Origin of the sequence: Metapseudomonas otitidis (assembly GCF_011397855.1) — a bacterium.
GTDB lineage: Bacteria > Pseudomonadota > Gammaproteobacteria > Pseudomonadales > Pseudomonadaceae > Metapseudomonas > Metapseudomonas otitidis.
In genome coordinates this window covers 3229673-3246876 of the sequence record NZ_AP022642.1, presented here as the reverse complement: position 1 = coordinate 3246876, position 17204 = coordinate 3229673, and the positions used below count along the sequence as shown (strand labels likewise).

Genomic DNA, 17204 nt, shown 5'->3' with positions numbered 1-17204 from the left:
TGGCCGGCATACCTTGAGGCCATTCCAAAACAAGAGCAGGTACGCGACATGAGCAACTACGAGAACCGCTGGCAGACCGTGAAAGTCGACGTGGAGGAGGGCATCGGCTGGGTGACCCTCAACCGCCCCGAGAAGCGCAACGCAATGAGCCCGACGCTGAACCGCGAGATGGTCGACGTGCTCGAAACCCTGGAGCAGGACCCGGACGTGGGCGTGCTGGTGCTGACCGGCGCGGGCGAGTCCTGGACGGCTGGCATGGACCTGAAGGAGTACTTCCGCGAAGTGGACGCCGGCCCCGAGATCCTCCAGGAGAAGATCCGCCGCGAAGCCTCGCAATGGCAGTGGAAGCTGCTGCGCATGTACGCCAAGCCCACCATCGCCATGGTCAACGGCTGGTGCTTCGGCGGTGGCTTCAGTCCGCTGGTGGCCTGCGACCTGGCCATCTGCGCCGACGAGGCGACCTTCGGCCTGTCGGAAATCAACTGGGGCATCCCCCCGGGCAACCTGGTGAGCAAGGCCATGGCCGACACCGTGGGCCACCGCCAGTCGCTGTACTACATCATGACCGGCAAGACCTTCGATGGCCGCAAGGCCGCCGAGATGGGCCTGGTGAACGAGAGCGTGCCGCTGGCCCAGCTGCGCGAGGCCACCATCGAGCTGGCGCGCAACCTGCTGGACAAGAACCCGGTGGTGATGCGTGCCGCGAAGAATGGCTTCAAGCGTTGCCGCGAGCTGACCTGGGAGCAGAACGAGGATTACCTGTACGCCAAGCTCGACCAGTCCCGCCTGCTGGACAAGGAAGGCGGCCGCGAGCAGGGCATGAAGCAGTTCCTCGACGACAAGAGCATCAAGCCCGGCCTGCAAGCCTACAAGCGCTGACAGCGCGCGCTCCGGGGGCGTTCGCCTGGTTCGCCAGGCACCGTCCCCGCAGAACAATCACAACAGGAGCAGATCATGTTCGACGTGCCTTTGCTGATCGCCGGCCGTACCCGTCCTGCCGCCACCGGCGCGGTGTTCGAGCGCCACAGCCCCTTCACCGGTGAAGTCGTCAGCCGCGTGGCCGCCGCCACCCTGGAAGACGCCGATGCCGCCGTGGCCGCCGCCCAGGCCGCTTTCCCGGCCTGGGCCGCCCTCGGTCCCGCCGAGCGCCGGGCGCGCCTGCTGGAGGCGGCCCGCCTGCTGGAGGTCAACCGCGAGCGCTTCATGGCGATGGCCGTGGAAACCGGCGCCACCGCCGACTGGTACGGCTTCAACGTGAAGCTGGCCGCCAACATGCTGCGCGATGCCGCCGGCATGACCACCCAGATCAAGGGCGAAGTGATCCCCTCCGACGTACCGGGCAGCTTCGCCATGGCCCTGCGCCAACCCTGCGGCGTGGTGCTGGGCATCGCGCCCTGGAATGCGCCGATCATCCTCGCCACCCGTGCCCTGGCCATGCCACTGGCCTGTGGCAACACCGTGGTGCTCAAGGCCTCGGAGAACAGCCCGGCGGTGCACGCGCTGATCGGCGAGGTGCTGCAGCAGGCGGGCCTGGGCGATGGCGTGGTCAACGTCATCAGCAATGCCCCGGCAGACGCTGCCGCCATCGTCGAGCGGCTGGTGGCCAACCCGGCGGTGCGCCGCGTCAACTTCACCGGCTCCACCCATGTCGGCCGCATCATCGGCCAGCTCGCCGCGCGCCACCTGAAGCCGGCGGTGCTGGAGCTGGGCGGCAAGGCACCGCTGCTGGTGCTGGACGACGCGGACCTGGACCAGGCCGTGGCCGCCTCGGCCTTCGGCGCCTTCTTCAACCAGGGGCAGATCTGCATGTCCACCGAGCGGCTGGTGGTGGACGCGCGCATTGCCGACGACTTCGCCGCGCGCCTGGCGAGCAAGGTCGGCACCCTCAAGGCCGGCTTGCCCGGCGAGGCGGTGCTCGGCTCGCTGATCGACGCCCAGGCGGGCGCACGCATCATGGCCCTGGTGCAGGACGCCCTCGACAAGGGTGCGGTCCTGCTGGCCGGTGGCGAATGCAGCGGCAGCGTGATGCAGCCGGTGCTGCTGGACCGGGTCACCCCGGCCATGCGCCTGTACCGCGAGGAATCCTTCGGCCCGGTGGCGGTGATCCTGCGCGGGCAGGGTGATGAGGAGCTGCTGCGCCTGGCCAATGACTCGGAGTTCGGCCTGTCGGCGGCGATCTTCAGCCGCGATGTGTCCCGTGCCCTGGCGCTGGCCCAGCGCGTGGAGTCGGGCATCTGCCACATCAACGGCCCGACCGTGCATGACGAGGCACCCATGCCCTTCGGCGGGGTGAAGTCCAGCGGCTACGGCAGCTTCGGTTCCAGCGCGAGCATCGAGCAGTTCACCCAGTTGCGCTGGGTGACGGTGCAGAACGGCCCGCGCCACTACCCCATCTGAGCGGCATGAACTGAATACGCCGGGCCCTGCCCGGTATCGCACCGCGCCCGCCGTCCGGGCGCGGTCGGAGGTGATAACAGTGAACAATGAATCCTCCGTCCAGCCCGCCGCCCGCTACCGGCCGGTGTCCCTGGGCATGCCCGACGTGCGCATCGAGGCGCGCGCCGGCAACCTCTACCTCAACCCCCGCGAAGCGCTGCAGCCGCTCCCCGGGCGCCTGCTGGACCGCCTGCTGCACTGGGCCGAAGCGCGTGGCGAGCAGACCTTCGTGGCCCGCCGCGATGCCCAGGGCGCCTGGCAGGCCATCAGCTACCGCGACATGCTCGGGCGCATCCGCCGCATCGCTGCCCACCTGCTGGACTACGGGCTGAACCCGGCGCGGCCGCTGGTGATCCTCTCCGGCAACGACCTGGAGCACCTGCAGCTGGCCCTGGCGGCCTACTACATCGGCGTGCCGTACTGCCCTGTGTCGCCGGCCTACTCGCTGGTAGCCCGTGATTTCGCCAAGCTGCAGCACATCGTCGACCTGCTGCAGCCCGGCCTGGTGATGGCGGCGGACGGCGGCGCCTTCGCCCGCGCCATCGAGGCGGTAGTACCGACCGAGGTGCCCCTGCTGCTGGTGCAGGGCGACGTGGCGGGGCGCCCGCAGCAGCGCTTCGATGCGTTGCTGGCCCCCCGCGACCCGGCGGCTGCCGACGCCGCCTTCGCCCGCACCGGGCCCGACACCATCGCCAAGTTCCTCTTCACCAGCGGCTCCACCAAGCTGCCCAAGGCCGTGGTCACCACCCAGCGCATGCTCTGCGCCAACCAGCAGATGCTGCTGCAGACCTTCCCGGTGTTCGGCGAGGCACCGCCGGTGCTGGTGGACTGGCTGCCGTGGAACCACACCTTCGGCGGCAGCCACAACGTCGGCATCGTCCTCTACAACGGCGGCAGCCTGTACCTGGACGACGGCCGCCCGACGCCCCAGCTGTTCGGCGAGACCCTGCGCAACCTGCGGGAAATCTCCCCCACCGCCTACCTCACCGTGCCCAAGGGCTGGGAAGAGCTGGTGGAGGCCCTGGAGCGGGACGCCGAGCTGCGCGAACGCTTCTTCGCCCGCATCACGCTGTTCTTCTTCGCTGGCGCCGGCCTCAGCCAGCCGGTGTGGAACCGCCTGGACCGCATCGCCGAGCAGCACTGCGGCGAGCGCATCCGCATGATGGCCGGCCTGGGCATGACCGAGACCGCCCCGTCCTGCACCTTCACCACCGGGCCGCTGTCCCTGGCCGGCTACGTCGGCCTGCCGGCGCCGGGCTGCGAAGTGAAGCTGGCGCCGGTGGACGGCAAGCTGGAGGCACGCTTCCGTGGCCCCCACGTGATGCCCGGCTACTGGCGCCAGGACGAACTGAACCAAGAGGCCTTCGACGAGGAAGGCTTCTACCGCTCCGGCGATGCCCTGCGCTTCGCCGACGCCGAGCGACCGGAGTGGGGGCTGATGTTCGATGGCCGCATCGCCGAGGACTTCAAGCTCAGTACCGGCGTTTTCGTCAGCGTCGGGCCGCTACGCACCCGCGTCATCCTCCAGGGCGCGCCCTACGTGCAGGACGTGGTGGTCACCGGGCCGGACCGCCAGCGCATCGGCCTGCTGGTGTTCCCCAACCTGCCGGCCTGCCGCGAACTGGCCGGGCTCGGGCCCGAGGCCAGCGTCGAGGCGGTGCTGGCCGCGCCCGCGCTGAAAACCTGGCTGGCCGGCTTGCTGGCCACCCTCAACCGCGAGGCCACCGGCCTGGCGTCGCACATCGCCTGGGCCTGCCCGATGGTGGAGCCGCCGAGCCTGGATGCCGGGGAGATCACCGACAAAGGCTCGCTCAATCAGCGGGCCGTGCTCGGCCGCCGCGCCGAGCTGATCGACCGGCTCTACGACGATCCCACGCGTCACTGCGTGCTGGCGGAGGCGAGCGCATGAAAGGCCAGTTCGAGCTGTTCCGCGAAGTGGCGCTGCTGGCCGGCGCCCGCACGCCCTGGGTCGACTACTGCGGCCCGCTGGCCCAGGTTTCGCCCATCGACCTCGGCATCCACGTCGCCCGTGCCGTGTTGGCGCGGGCCGGCGTGGCGGGCGGGCAGGTGGACAGCGTGCTGGCCGGCAGCATGGCCCAGGCCAGCTTCGACGCCTACATGCTGCCCCGGCACATCGGGCTCTATGCCGGCGTGCCGGTGGAGGTGCCGGCCCTGGCGGTGCAGCGGATCTGCGGGACCGGCCTGGAACTGCTGCGCCAGGCCGGCAACCAGCTGGAGCGCGACAGCGCACGCCTGGCGCTGTGCGTGGCCACCGAGTCCATGTCGCGCAACCCCATTGCCAGCTACGAGCACCGGGGCGGCTTCCGCCTCGGCGCACCGGTGGGCTTCAGGGATTTCCTCTGGGAAGCGCTGCTGGACCCGGCCATCGGCCAGACCATGATCGACACCGCGCAGAACCTCGCCCAGCGCTACGGCCTGCGCCGCGAAGAGGTGGACGCCTTCGCCCTCGGCAGCTTCCGCAAGGCCCTGGCGGCCCAGGCAAGCGGCTGGTTCGACGCCGAGATCGCCCCCGTCGAGCGTGCCCGTTTCGAGCTACCGGGCTATCAACCCCGCGCCCTGGACCTGCCGCGCAAGGTCACCCGGCTCAGTCACGACAGCCACCCCCGCGAGACCAGCCTGGACGCCCTTGCGGCCCTCGCGCCGGTGAGCCCCGGATCGGTACAGACCGCCGGCAACAGCTGTGCCCTGGTGGACGGTGCCGCCGCCATGCTGGTGGGCGACGCCCGGGGTGCCAAGGCGCCATTGGCGTTGCTGCGGGCCAGCGCCGTGGTCGGGGTGCCGCCGGAGATCATGGGCATCGGCCCGGCGCCAGCCATCCGCCTGCTGCTGGAGGGGGCCGGCCTGCCGCTGGACGCCATCGACAGCCTGGAGATCAACGAAGCCCAGGGCGCCCAGGTGCTGGCTGTGCAGCGCGAGCTGGAGCTGGACCCGGAGCGCCTCAACCGCCACGGCGGCGCCATCGCCCTGGGGCATCCCCTGGCCGCCACCGGCCTGCGCCTGGCCCACAGCGTCGCCCGCCAACTGGCCGTGCGCGGCACCCGCTACGGCATTGCCGCCGCCTGCATCGGCGGCGGACAGGGCATGGCCCTGCTGCTGGAAAACCCCGCCCCTCGCTGAAGGATTCGCCCATGACGCACTACCGTGCCCCGCTGGATGACATGCAATTCGTCATCGAACACTGGCTGGACGCCGAACAGGACTGGGCACGGCTGCCGGCCTTCGCCGAGCTGGACCATGCCCTGGCCGCCCAGGTGCTGGAGCAGGCCGCGCGCTTCGCCGAGGACCGCCTGGCACCGCTGAACACCCCCGGTGATCGTCAGGGATGCCGGCTGGAGAACGGCCGGGTGCTCACCCCGGACGGCTTCGCCGACGCCTACCGCGCCTTCGTCGAGGGCGGCTGGCCATCGCTCGCCTGCGACCCGGAATGGGGCGGGCAGGGCTTGCCGCAGCTGCTCAACGTCGGCCTGCTGGAGATGCTCTACGCCACCAACCATGCCTGGGCGATGTACCCGGGCATCGCCCACGGCGCCTACGAAGTGCTGCGGCGCTTCGCCAGCGCGGAACTCCAGGCTGCCTGGCTGCCGGCCCTGGTGAGCGGCCGTTGCGTGCCCACCATGTGTCTCACCGAGCCCCAGGCCGGCAGCGACGTGGGGCTGCTGCGTTGCCGTGCCGAACCGGCGGAGGCGGGCAGCTATCGCCTGCATGGCAGCAAGCTGTTCATTTCCGGGGGCGATCACGACCTGGGCGACGCCATCCTCCACCTGGTGCTGGCGCGCCTGCCCGACGCGCCCGCCGGCACCCGCGGCATCTCGCTGTTCCTGGTGCCCCGGGAGCTGGACGGGCAGGCCAATGGCGTTTGCTGCGATGGCCTCGAACACAAGCTCGGTATCCGCGGCAGTGCCACCTGCAGCCTGCGTTTCGACGGTGCCCGGGGGTGGTTGCTGGGCGAGCCGAACCAGGGGCTGACGGCGATGTTCGTGATGATGAATGGCGCGCGGCTGCACGTGGGGTTGCAGGGGCTCGGGCATGCCGAGTTCGCCCGCCAGCAGGCCGGCGCCTATGCCGCCGAGCGCCGGCAGATGCGCGCGGTGCCACGCCCGCCCGGAGCCAGCGGCGAGGCCGATCCCATTGCCGCACACCCGGCCATGCAGCGCATCCTCCGGACCCTGGAGGCGCACAGCCAGGGCATGCGCATGCTGGGCTACTGGGCGGCACACCTGCTGGACATCGCCGAGCAGGCGCCGGAGGCCTCCCGCCGGGCGGAGGCCCACGCCCTGGCATCCCTGCTGACGCCGGTGGTCAAGGCCTGGTTCACCGAGCAGGGCTTCCAGCTCGCCAGCCAGGCGCTGCAAGTGTTCGGCGGCTATGGCTACTGCACCGAATACCCCATCGAGCAGACCCTGCGGGACAGCCGCATCGCGCTGATCTACGAGGGCACCAACGAGATCCAGGCCAACGACCTGCTGCTGCGCAAGCTGCTGCCGGACGATGCGCCAGGCCTGGCCGCGCTGGTGGCCTGCATCCGCGCAGAGTGCCAGCGGGCCGAAGGCACCGCCCTGCACGATGAAGGGATGGCGGTGGTGCAACTGATGGCCGATTGGCAGGCCGCGCTGGCCACGTTGCGTGAGGCCCAGGCGAGCGAGCCGCAACGCCCCTACGAGGCCGCCACCGACCTGCTGCAGGTGACCGCCTTGCTGCTGCTGGGCCATGCCTGGCTGCGTGCCGCACGGGTCAGCCGCGAGCGCCACCTCGGGACGGCGCGGGAAGCCACCGCGCGCTTCTTCTTCCGTCGCCTGTTCCCCGAGGCGCAGTACCGGTTGCGCCTGGCCCTCGCTTGATCGCGCGCCCTGGCCTTCGGGCTGGGGCTTCGCTTCAGGTGACGATCAGCGGCAACGTGTGCATGCCCCGGCGAGCAATGGCTCGCCTGCTGTGCGTTGAGAAAGTTCCTACCGTCCATCTTCTATTTTCTACCGATTGTCGGGGCTTTCGCCATCAAGGTGCTACCCGTTGGCAGAGGGCTTCCTACACTTTTTTTCAATCAGAACGCGGACTTGGCACCTGCTTTCCGATGCCTTGGAAAAGCGTCAAACAACCGTATGACGAGGGCCGCGAGGGATTGCTCGATTCTTGAAGTGAACTAGAACTCCAAAATGACAATTCGTACAGTTCGGCGCGTAAATCGACGTCGGACATTAACCGGTTGGCTAGGAGAAGAATCGTGGCGATCGACAAGCAAGACGAGGCACAGGAGGAGGGGGGAGTTTCCCGGCGGCTGTTCCTGGGCATGGCGGGGGTGACCCTGGCAGCCTCGGTGCTGCCCAACGCGGCACAGGCCGCCAGCACCCCAGCGCCTGGCGCGAAGGCGGCAGCGGTGGGCAAGCGTGCCGGTAGCCCGAACGTGCTGTTCATCTTCACCGACCAGGAGCGCTTCTCCCGCACGCTGCATGAAGACCTGGCCCTCAGCGGCCATCAGCGCCTGATGGACAGCGGCACCACCTTCCACAACCACTACAGCTCGGCGGTGATGTGCACCAGCTCGCGCGCGGTGCTGATGACCGGCCTGCAGACCGCCGACAACGGCATGTTCGAGAACGTCGACATGCCCTACGTGAAGTCGCTATCCACCGACATCCCGACCATTGGCCACATGCTGCGCAAGCACGGTTACTACACGGCCTACAAAGGCAAGTGGCACCTCAATTCCGCCTTCGACCCGGAGACCCCGGAGCGCCTGTTCACCCCCGAGATGGATGCCTACGGCTTCTCCGACTACGCCTGGCCCGGCGACGTGCTGACCCACACCCTGGGCGGCTACCAGAACGACCACATGATCGCCGGCAGCGCCATCTCCTGGCTGCGTGGCACCGGCAAGGCGCTGGCCGACGAGGGCAAGCCCTGGTCGCTGTTCGTCAGCCTGGTGAACCCCCACGACATCATGTACTTCAACACCGACCACGGCGCCGAGCAGGTGCAGGACAACGGCAAGCTGTTGATGCCGGCGGCCCGCGCCCCGAAGCACCCGGCGTACGAGAAGCGCTGGTCCCTGCCGCTGGCCGCCACCCGCTACCAGAGCCTGACCGAGGCCGGCCGGCCCAAGGCCCATGGCGAGTTCGACCGCGCCTGGGGCTACACCCTGGGCCACATCCCCAACGAGGACGCCCGCTGGCGGCGCTTCAACGACTTCTACTACAACTCCCTGGTGTCGGTGGACAGCCAGCTCAACCGCCTGCTCGACGAGCTGGACCAGTTGGGCCTGGACCAGAACACCCTCGTCATCTTCACCTCCGACCACGGCGAAATGGGCGGCGCCCACGGCCTGCGTGGCAAGGGCCCGTTCGCCTACGAGGAGTCCGTCCACGTCCCGATGATCGTCCGCCACCCGGATGTGCGGGGCGGGCAGCGCTGCCTGTCGCTGACCAGCCACCTCGACCTGGTGCCTTCGGTGCTCTCGCTGTGTGGGGTCGAGGCGGGCAAGGTGGCCGACGTCGCCGGTCGCGACCTGCCGGGGCACGACATTTCCCGCGCGCTGAACAACGTCCAGGCGAGCGGGCTGCACACCGTGCGTGAACAGATCCTCTTCACCTACAGCGGCATCGCCACCAACGACAGCGAGCTGATCCGCATCGTCTCCGAGGGCCGCACACGGGGCGTGCCGCCCAACGTGGCGATGCAGGAGGCCGGCTACCGCCCCGACATGAAGAAGCGCGGCAGCCTGCGCACGGTGTTCGACGGGCGCCACAAGTTCACCCGCTACTTCGCGCCGGTGGAGCGCAACACGCCCACCACACTGGAGGCCCTGCGGCGCTGGAACGAGCTGGAGCTGTTCGACCTCGCGGCCGACCCGCTGGAGAAGACCAACCTCGCCGCCTCGGCGGACAGCGCACTGCTGATGTCGCTCAACGCCAAGCTCAACACCGTGATGGCGGCCGAATTCGGCGCCGACGACGGCCGCGAGATGCCCGATTTCAAGGGCATCGACTGGGCCATCTCCAGCATCGACCTCTGACCGCCAGGAGCCTGCAGATGGACGCACGCCATGTTTTCGCCCTCGCCACCCTGCTGCTGGGTGGCGCGATCACCAGCGTTCCCACCCAGGCGGCCGACCGCGCCGATCCCGATGCCTGGGCGGTGAAGATCAACCCCTATCTCTGGGCCACCCGCATGCATGGCAGCACCCGGATCCGCGACCTGCCCGAGGCGCAGGTGGACATGAGCTTCTCCGACATCCTCAACACCCTGGATGCCGGCTTCATGGGGGCCATGGAGTTCCAGAAGGGGCGCTGGGGCATTCTCGTCGACAGCCTGTACATGAAGACCTCCGACTCGGTGGGCGTCGCCTCACCCGGCGGGCGCGCCAGGGTGGATGCCGACATGACCACCAGCCAGCTGATGCTCTCTAGTGCGCTGGCCTACAGATGGCTAGACTCGCCAGTCGTTTCGGACGGCTTCGTCGGCATTCGCTACAACCGCATCAAGGCGTCCCTCGACCTGGATGCCTCGGTCTTCGGTGCCACGGCCGAGCTGGACCACACCCAGAGCGTCGACTGGGTCGAGCCCTTCATCGGCCTGCGCGGGCGCGTTCCGCTCACCCGCGAGGTGGCGGTGGTGGCCAGTGGCGATGTCGGCGGGTTCGGGCTCGGGTCGGACCTCACCACCCAGGCATCGCTGGGGCTGTCCTGGATGCTGAGCGACCAGTTCGAGGCGGAAATGGGGTTCCGCTACATGAAGGTCGACTACGACAAGGGCGATTTCGTCTACGACATGGAGAACGAGGGCCCCTACCTCGGGATGTCCTATCACTTCTAGGAGGCTTTGATGCATCAGGTGGCACGTGCCTGATCACCGCACCAAGGTGGGCGCCGAGCGCCGCCAGCGTACCCGTCGCAAGTTGGTCATCACGGCGTTCCGCCTGCTGGCGGAGCGGGGCATCGACGAGCCGATCATCGACCTGGTGATCCGCCAGGCGGAACTGTCGAGAGGCACCTTCTACAACCACTTCCGCTCGGAGCGGGAACTGTTCCTGGCGGTGGCGGCAGAGGTGAGCGTGGAGATCATCGGCTCGGTCGACCCGATCGTGCTCCGCCACGACAACCCGGCCGTGCGCGTGGCCTGTGGCGTGACCTTGTGCGTGAAGCTGGCGCGGCGCTACCCGGTCATCGCCGCGTTTCTCGCCAAGGGTGGTGCCCAGGCGGTGTTCGCCGGTGGCAGTGCCATGGCGGTGATCGGGCGCGAAGTGCTCAGCGGTCGCGAGCAGGGGTTGTTCACGGTGCATGAGACGTCGCTGGCGATCGACCTGGTGCTCGGTCCGGTGCTCTGCACCTTTGGCACGTTGCTGCAGCGGGAGATCGACGAGGCCTACATCCGGGCGCTGGCCAGAAGCATTCTCCTGGCGCTGGGGCTGGAGCCGCAGCTGGCCGAACAGGCCAGTGGGATCGACTTCGGTGAGCCCGAGCCCGCAGCGGATTCGATTTTCCGGGAGCTGTAGCCGGTTCCCGGCTGTTCTTGACGCAGGTTTCAACGATTTGGGGCCCGGCCATGGCAAGGGTGCCGGCATCCGTACGCCTCGAGAACGATGACTTCACCCCTGGAGGAACACCCGCATGAACCCGATCCGCACGCTGCTCCCCGTTGTCCTCGCCGTGGGTGTCGCCCTCGGTGGCTGCACCAGCAAGACCGTGAGCCAGGACCAGTATTCCGGCTTCCTCTCCAGCTACGAAGGCCTTGAGCCGACCCGCTCCGCCTCCGGTGTGCCGGTGATGCGCTGGGTGGACCCCGGCTTCGACCTGTCCCGCTACGACAGCCTGGTGCTGCAACCGCTGGGCTTCTACCCGCAACCCAAGCCCGATGCCCGCATCGACCAGGCCACCCTGGATGCCGTGCTGGCCCGTGCCAACCAGCAGATGGCCGCCGTCCTGGGTCAGCGCCTGCGCCTGGTCCGCCCCGAGCAGGCCGGCCCGCGCACCCTGGTGTTCCGTGGCGCCATCACCGGCGTCGCCGCCGCGAACCAGGGCCTGCGCCCCTACGAGGTGCTGCCGATCGCCCTGGTGCTGGGCGGCGCCATGGCCGCCACCGGCGAGCGCGACCAGAACACCGAGCTGTACCTGGAAGGCGAGCTGGTGGAGAACACCACCGGCAAGTCGGTGCTGCGGGTGGTGCGCAAGGGCTTCGGCAAGACCCTGAGCAACGACCGGCAGAAGGTCACCGCCGCCGATCTGGCCCCGGTGGTCGACCAGCTCACCCGCGACGCCCTGCAGTTCCAGACGGCCAAGGCCGCGCCGTAAGGCTGTATGCCTGCCGGTTTCCCAGCGGGGCCGGCAGGCTGCTCGATACCTCAATCCGCGACGCCGGCCGCTGCCTCCAGGCGCGCCAGCAGCCAGTCGCAGAAGCTGCGGGTGAGGGCATCGCCCTCGCTGTCGCGGTGCACCAGCCAGCTCCAGTTCGGGCCGCGGACCTCACGCGCCGACAGCGCCACCAGCAGGCTCTGTTCGCGCACCCGGGCCGACAGTAGCCGGCTCACCAGGGCAATGCCCAGGCCCTGGCTGGCCGCGTCCAGCAGCAGGCCGGGGTCGGAGAAGTTCAGGCCCTGGCTCTGTTGCCCCACGTCCTCACCGCCTTGTACCTGCCAGTGGCTCCAATCCATTTCCCGTTCGCCGTGCAGGGTGGTGCGTGCGGCTGCGGGCGTGGCCAGCAGCTCCGGGTGGCAGGCCGGCTGCAGGCGGTCTTCCAGCAGCACGCGGAAGCTGCATTCAGCCTGTGCGCTGAGGTCGTCGCGCACGGCGATGTCGATGGTCTGGGTGGCCATGTCCGGGGTTTCGTCGGTGGTCAGCAGCCAGAGGTCCACCTCGGGGTGGTGCCGGTGGAAGTCCGCCAGGTTCGGCACCAGCCAATGGCGGGCGAAGGCCGGCGTGGTGTTCACCACCAGCTGGTTGGGCTTGCGGTACTGGTCCAGCCGGCGGATGCCCACGGCCAGTTGCTGAAGCATGGACTGGGTGGTGCTGAGCAGGTCCAGGCCGGCATCGGTGAGGGCCACGCTGCGCCCGTTGCGGAAGAACAGCGGCTGCTCCAGGTAGCTTTCCAGGCTGCGGATCTGCTGGCTGATGGCCGACTGGGTCAGGTGCAACTCATCCGCCGCCTTGTGGAAGCTGCCCAGCCGCGCGGCGGCTTCGAAACCCCGCAGGGCGTTCAGGGGAGGCCAATGCTTGAGCATGATTGATAAGCCTGTCTAATCAGAAATACGGAAAAAGCATCGTTTGTTGGCCCGAATCATCGGGCCTAGCATGCAGCCCATCACCGCGGCCACGGTTTTCAGTGATAACAAATCTTTAACTGAAGGCACTTTGTATGCAAATCGACGATGCACGCGACGGCTGGTTCATGCCGGCGGAATGGGCGCCCCACGCCGCCACCTGGATGGCGTTTCCCCACAACCAGGCGCTCTGGGAGCACGGCTGGGGCGTGACCCTGGCGGACGTCCAGGACGACTTCGCCCGGGTGGCCAACGCCATTGCCCGCTTCGAACCGGTGAAGCTGGTGGTGGACCCGTCCGCCGTGGAGCGGGCGCGGGCGTTGTGCGGGCCGAATGTGGAGCTGGTGGTGATGGCCATCGACGACAGTTGGTGCCGCGATTCCGGCCCGAGCTTCGTGCTGCACCCGCGCCTGGGCGCCGCCGGCGTCAGCTGGCGCTTCAATGCCTGGGGCGGCAAGTCGGCCCACGGCCTGGACGCCACCCTGGGGGCGCGCATCCTGGCGGACCTGGGCCTGGACTGCCTCCATGCGCCGCTGGTGAACGAAGGCGGTGCGATCCATGTGGACGGGCAGGGCACGCTGATCACCACCGAGTCGGTGCTGCTCAACGCCAACCGCAACCCCGGCGTGAGCAAGGCCGAGATGGAGGCGCTGTTCGCCCGCCTGCTGGGGGTGCGCAAGACCATCTGGCTGCCGGGCGATCCGGACCACGTCACCGGCGACATGACCGACGGCCACGTGGACGGCGTCTGTGCCTTCGCCAGGCCCGGCGCGCTGCTGGTGGACGCCACCCGCGACAGCGGCTCGGTGTACGCCGACGTGGTGCGGGAGAACCGCCGTGCGCTGGAGCTGGCCACCGATGCCCGGGGCCGTCGTTTCGAGATGCTGGAGCTTTTCGAGGCCACCGATGCGGTGGACACCGAGGCCGAGGTGTTCTGCGCCTCCTACACCAACTTCTACATCGCCAACGGCGCCATCATCATGCCGGCCTACGGCATTGCTGCAGACGACGAAGCGGCTGCCACGCTGCGCCTGGCGTTCCCCGGCCGCGAAGTGGTGCCGGTGCGCATCAACCACTTGGCCCATGGCGGCGGCGGTGTGCACTGCATCACCCAGCAGCAGCCGGCCTGGCCGTTGGAGGGTTGAGCCGATGAGTCTTCTCACCGTCGCCACCACCCAGTTCGCCTGCAGCTGGGACCTGGCGCGCAACCTGGACCGGGCCGAAGCGCTGGTGCGCGAAGCGGCCGCCCAGGGCGCCCGGCTGATCCTGCTGCAGGAGCTGTTCGCCACCCCGTACTTCTGCATCGAGCAGGACCACCGCCACCTGGCCCTGGCCCAGGAATACGGACGCAGCCCGATCCTCGCGCGCTTCGCCGACCTTGCCCGGGAGCTGGGCGTGGTGCTGCCGCTGAGCTGGTTCGAGCGGGCCGGCAACGCCTACTTCAACGCCCTCAGCGTGGCCGATGCCGACGGCCGCCTGCTGGGCGTCTACCGCAAGACCCATATCCCCAACGCCATCGGCTACCAGGAGAAGGAGTACTTCAGCCCCGGCGACACGGGCTTCCGCGTCTGGGATACCGCCTATGGGCGCATCGGCACCGGCATCTGCTGGGACCAGTGGTTCCCCGAGACCGCGCGCTGCCTGGCGCTGATGGGCGCCGAGGTGCTGCTGTTCCCCACCGCCATCGGCTCCGAGCCGGGGGCGGCCGGGCTGGACTCCCGCGACCACTGGCAGCTGACCCAGCGTGGCCACGCGGCCGCCAACATCCTCCCGGTGATCGCCGCCAACCGCGTCGGCGAGGAAGTGGCCGGCAGCGACGCCGACCTGCGCATGCGGTTCTACGGCTCGTCCTTCATCACCGACCACAAGGGCCGCCTGCTGGCCGAGGCGGACCGTGAATCCGAAGGCGTGTGGGTGCAGGCGCTGGACCTCCCGGCCATGGCCGAGGAGCGCCTCACCTGGGGCGTCTACCGCGACCGCCGGCCGGAGATGTACCGCCCGCTGCTGGGCCTGGACGGGCGTCACACCCACTGCCACTGGCACCCCACGGAGGCCGGCCGATGAACATGGGCAGATCCCTGCTGGTCCTGGCCCTCGGGCTCGGCCTGGGCAGCGCGCACGCCGAGGAGAAGCTGCTGCGCCTCTACAACTGGGCGGACTACTTCGCCCCCGACACCCTGGAGGCCTTCACCCGCGAGACCGGCATCCGCGTCATCTACGACGTGATGGACAGCAGCGAGACGCTGGAAGCCAAGATGATGTCCGGCCACAGCGGCTACGACCTGATCTTCCCCGGCGACACCGTGGCCGAGCGGCTGATGCGCGCCGGTGCGCTGCAGCCGCTGGACCCGGCCAGGCTGGAGCACCTGGACGAGATCGAGCCTGGCCTCAAGACCCTGCAGACCCGCTACCCGTACTCGCGCCACGCCACCGTGCCCTACACCTGGGGCACCATCGGCCTCACCTACAACCAGGCGCAGATCGACGCGCGCCTGCCCGGTGCGCCGGTCAACAGTCTGGACATGCTGTTCAAGCCCGAGCTGGCGGCGCGCTTCGCCGATTGCGGCATCTCCCTCATCGACTCCCCCGACGAGGTGCTGGCGGTGGTGCTCAACTACCTGGGGCATGACCCGCGCAGCGCCCGGCCGGAGGACCTGGCCGAGGCCGTGACGCTGCTCAAGGGCGTCAAGCCCTACATCCGCAAGTTCCAGTCGCAGCCGGTCACCCAGCTGGTCAACGGTGACATCTGCCTGTCCCTCGGCTACAGCGGCGACATGACCCAGGCCCAGCGCAGCGCCGACGAGGCCGGCAAGGCCGTGCGCTTCCAGTACCGGGTGCCCCGCGAAGGCACCACGGTGTGGATGGACACCATGGCCATTCCCGCCGACGCCGTGCACCCGGAGTACGCCTACGCGCTGATCAACTTCCTCATGCGTCCCGAGCGCATGGCAGCCATCAGCAACGCCACCGGCTACCCGACCTCCAGCGCGGCGGCGCGGCCGCTGGTGGCCGAGGACATGCGCAACAACCCGGACATCTACGTCGACGCGGCCACCTACGAGCGGCTGATTCCCGGCAAGGACATCCCCCAGCGGGACATGCGCGCGCGGATGCGTGCCTGGACCACCTTCAAGACCGCCCGGTCCCAGTGACCGCCCGTTGAACGGAGCACGTGCAATGACGACACGACGCGATTTCATGAAACACATGATGGTGGCCAGCGGGCTCGGTGCCGCGGCCACCCTGGGCCTGGGGTTCGGCGCGGCGCGGGTGCCGGCGGCGCTGGCCGCCAGCTGGTACATGCCCGGCGAGCACCACCGCCAGGAGCGGGTGATCATCGCCTACGCCGCATCCTCCGCCATCTGGGAGGACTGGGCCGGCGCGGTGAACGCCACCCTGGGCAAGCTGGCCCGCACCATTGGCAAGTACCAGCCGGTCACCGTGCTGCACCGCCCCGGCCAACTGGCCCAGGCGCGCAGTGCCTGCGGCACGGTCAACGTCGAGTACCTGCCAGTGGCGCTGGATGACGTGTGGGTGCGCGACTACGGCGGCTGCTTCGTGACGGACGGCGCCGGCGGCCTGGGGCTGGTGGACTTCAACTTCAACGGCTGGGGGCGCAAGCAGGCGGCTGGCAACGACACCCGCGTCGCCGACCTTCTCAGCGAGGAGATGGAAGCCAACTACCTGCGCAGCGCGCTGGTGGGCGAGGGCGGCGGCATCGAAGTGGACGGCGCCGGTACGGCGATCCTCACCGAGAGCTGCTGGATCAACGGCAACCGCAACCCGGGGCTGGGCAAGGCACAGATCGAGGCGGAGCTGAAGGCCAACCTCGGGCTGCGCAAGATCATCTGGCTGCCCGGCATCAAGGACAAGGACATCACCGACGCCCACGTGGACTTCTACGCGCGCTTCGTGGAGCCGGGTGTGGTCATCGCCAACCTGGACAACGACCCCAAGTCCTACGACTACGCGGTGACCCGCCGCCACCTGGAGATCCTCAAGGCGGCCACCGACGCCGATGGCCGTCGCCTGGTGGTGCACACGCTGCCGCCGCCGCTGAAGGTGCGCAGCAATGTGTACACCCAGGGCAACCCGGACTTCGCCCCCGGCTACATCAACTTCCTGCTGCTCAACGGCGCCGTGATCGCCCCGCAGTTCGGCGATGCGGCGGCGGACGCCTACTGCAAGTCGCTGCTGACCCGGCTCTACCCGGGGCGCGTGGTGGAGCAGTTGAACATCGACCCGATCGCCGCCGGGGGCGGTGGCATCCACTGCGTGACCAAGCACCTGCCGCAGGTCTGAGGGCAGGTGCAACCCGGCGTGATGGCCGGGTGCTACCCACAGAAACGGTGGATGACTCTGTGGATAAGCGGTTGACCGACGACCTCGGCGCCCGGCAGGCGGGGCCTGTGCCGGGCTGGTGGTTTTCTGAACGGTGGATGTGCACAACGTTACGGGGCGGGGAGCCCGTGCACGCCGGGTTGCACCGGCGCGCACGGTG

General features: G+C 69.1%; 14 protein-coding genes. 13 read left to right on the top strand and 1 reads right to left on the bottom strand.

Annotated features, from left to right (window positions below; genetic code table 11):
• Positions 1–48: 48 nt before the first annotated feature.
• The 9 genes from PotMrB4_RS14855 (at position 49) to PotMrB4_RS14815 (ending at position 11738) form a co-directional block, all read left to right on the top strand.
• Positions 49–879, top strand: a complete 831-nt coding sequence (locus tag PotMrB4_RS14855; protein WP_172433753.1) for a p-hydroxycinnamoyl CoA hydratase/lyase — start codon at positions 49–51, stop codon at positions 877–879.
• Between the two features lie 75 nt (positions 880–954).
• Complete coding sequence (locus PotMrB4_RS14850) at positions 955–2397, top strand: aldehyde dehydrogenase (protein ID WP_172433752.1); 1443 nt, start codon at positions 955–957, stop codon at positions 2395–2397.
• A 136-nt stretch (positions 2398–2533) separates the two neighbouring features.
• The gene (locus tag PotMrB4_RS14845; protein WP_172435092.1) at positions 2534–4345 is read left to right on the top strand and encodes a feruloyl-CoA synthase; all 1812 of its coding nucleotides are present in this window, start codon (positions 2534–2536) and stop codon (positions 4343–4345) included.
• Complete coding sequence (locus tag PotMrB4_RS14840) at positions 4342–5574, top strand: thiolase family protein (protein ID WP_172433751.1); 1233 nt, start codon at positions 4342–4344, stop codon at positions 5572–5574. The genes PotMrB4_RS14845 and PotMrB4_RS14840 overlap by 4 nt, the downstream gene beginning before the upstream one ends.
• A gap of 11 nt (positions 5575–5585) precedes the next feature.
• Entirely contained in the window at positions 5586–7295 is a 1710-nt protein-coding gene (locus PotMrB4_RS14835; protein WP_172433750.1) for an acyl-CoA dehydrogenase, read from the top strand.
• A 380-nt stretch (positions 7296–7675) separates the two neighbouring features.
• On the top strand, positions 7676–9463 hold the full coding sequence (locus PotMrB4_RS14830) for a sulfatase-like hydrolase/transferase (protein ID WP_197939493.1): 1788 nt from the start codon (positions 7676–7678) through the stop codon (positions 9461–9463).
• Between the two features lie 17 nt (positions 9464–9480).
• Positions 9481–10263 carry a porin family protein gene (locus PotMrB4_RS14825; RefSeq protein ID WP_172433749.1) on the top strand — a complete coding sequence of 261 codons (783 nt, stop codon included), beginning with the start codon at positions 9481–9483 and terminating at the stop codon, positions 10261–10263.
• 25 nt (positions 10264–10288) lie between these two features.
• On the top strand, positions 10289–10942 hold the full coding sequence (locus tag PotMrB4_RS14820) for a TetR/AcrR family transcriptional regulator (protein WP_172433748.1): 654 nt from the start codon (positions 10289–10291) through the stop codon (positions 10940–10942).
• Between the two features lie 115 nt (positions 10943–11057).
• On the top strand, positions 11058–11738 hold the full coding sequence (locus PotMrB4_RS14815; protein ID WP_074971760.1) for a DUF3313 domain-containing protein: 681 nt from the start codon (positions 11058–11060) through the stop codon (positions 11736–11738).
• Between the two features lie 50 nt (positions 11739–11788).
• Here PotMrB4_RS14815 and PotMrB4_RS14810 read toward each other — a convergent pair whose 3' ends face one another.
• Positions 11789–12664: a LysR substrate-binding domain-containing protein gene (locus tag PotMrB4_RS14810; protein ID WP_172433747.1), complete on the bottom strand. Its 876-nt coding sequence runs from the start codon at positions 12662–12664 to the stop codon at positions 11789–11791.
• A gap of 134 nt (positions 12665–12798) precedes the next feature.
• Between PotMrB4_RS14810 and PotMrB4_RS14805 the strand changes: the two genes are divergently transcribed.
• Genes PotMrB4_RS14805 through PotMrB4_RS14790 form a run of 4 tightly spaced genes read left to right on the top strand, consistent with a single transcriptional unit; the run spans position 12799 to position 17005 of the window.
• Positions 12799–13848, top strand: coding sequence for an agmatine deiminase family protein (locus PotMrB4_RS14805; RefSeq protein WP_172433746.1), 1050 nt, complete (start codon positions 12799–12801; stop codon positions 13846–13848).
• A gap of 4 nt (positions 13849–13852) precedes the next feature.
• On the top strand, positions 13853–14767 hold the full coding sequence (gene aguB / locus PotMrB4_RS14800) for an N-carbamoylputrescine amidase (protein ID WP_172433745.1): 915 nt from the start codon (positions 13853–13855) through the stop codon (positions 14765–14767).
• Complete coding sequence (locus PotMrB4_RS14795; protein WP_172433744.1) at positions 14764–15855, top strand: extracellular solute-binding protein; 1092 nt, start codon at positions 14764–14766, stop codon at positions 15853–15855. Before aguB ends, PotMrB4_RS14795 begins: the two co-directional genes overlap by 4 nt.
• Before the next feature lie 25 nt (positions 15856–15880).
• Positions 15881–17005 (top strand): agmatine deiminase family protein, encoded by a 1125-nt coding sequence (locus tag PotMrB4_RS14790; RefSeq protein WP_172433743.1) that lies wholly within the window; start codon positions 15881–15883, stop codon positions 17003–17005.
• The last annotated feature ends 199 nt before the right edge of the window (positions 17006–17204 follow it).

What these genes read in the sequence shown, in the direction of transcription:
- PotMrB4_RS14855 (WP_172433753.1), top strand. Translation starts at nt 49, where the DNA reads ATGAGCAACTACGAGAACCGCTGGCAGACCGTGAAAGTCGACGTGGAG.
- PotMrB4_RS14850 (WP_172433752.1), top strand. Translation starts at nt 955, where the DNA reads ATGTTCGACGTGCCTTTGCTGATCGCCGGCCGTACCCGTCCTGCCGCC.
- PotMrB4_RS14845 (WP_172435092.1), top strand. Translation starts at nt 2,534, where the DNA reads ATGCCCGACGTGCGCATCGAGGCGCGCGCCGGCAACCTCTACCTCAAC.
- PotMrB4_RS14840 (WP_172433751.1), top strand. Translation starts at nt 4,342, where the DNA reads ATGAAAGGCCAGTTCGAGCTGTTCCGCGAAGTGGCGCTGCTGGCCGGC.
- PotMrB4_RS14835 (WP_172433750.1), top strand. Translation starts at nt 5,586, where the DNA reads ATGACGCACTACCGTGCCCCGCTGGATGACATGCAATTCGTCATCGAA.
- PotMrB4_RS14825 (WP_172433749.1), top strand. Translation starts at nt 9,481, where the DNA reads ATGGACGCACGCCATGTTTTCGCCCTCGCCACCCTGCTGCTGGGTGGC.
- PotMrB4_RS14815 (WP_074971760.1), top strand. Translation starts at nt 11,058, where the DNA reads ATGAACCCGATCCGCACGCTGCTCCCCGTTGTCCTCGCCGTGGGTGTC.
- PotMrB4_RS14810 (WP_172433747.1), bottom strand. Translation starts at nt 12,664, where the DNA reads ATGCTCAAGCATTGGCCTCCCCTGAACGCCCTGCGGGGTTTCGAAGCC.
- PotMrB4_RS14805 (WP_172433746.1), top strand. Translation starts at nt 12,799, where the DNA reads ATGCAAATCGACGATGCACGCGACGGCTGGTTCATGCCGGCGGAATGG.
- aguB (WP_172433745.1), top strand. Translation starts at nt 13,853, where the DNA reads ATGAGTCTTCTCACCGTCGCCACCACCCAGTTCGCCTGCAGCTGGGAC.
- PotMrB4_RS14795 (WP_172433744.1), top strand. Translation starts at nt 14,764, where the DNA reads ATGAACATGGGCAGATCCCTGCTGGTCCTGGCCCTCGGGCTCGGCCTG.
- PotMrB4_RS14790 (WP_172433743.1), top strand. Translation starts at nt 15,881, where the DNA reads ATGACGACACGACGCGATTTCATGAAACACATGATGGTGGCCAGCGGG.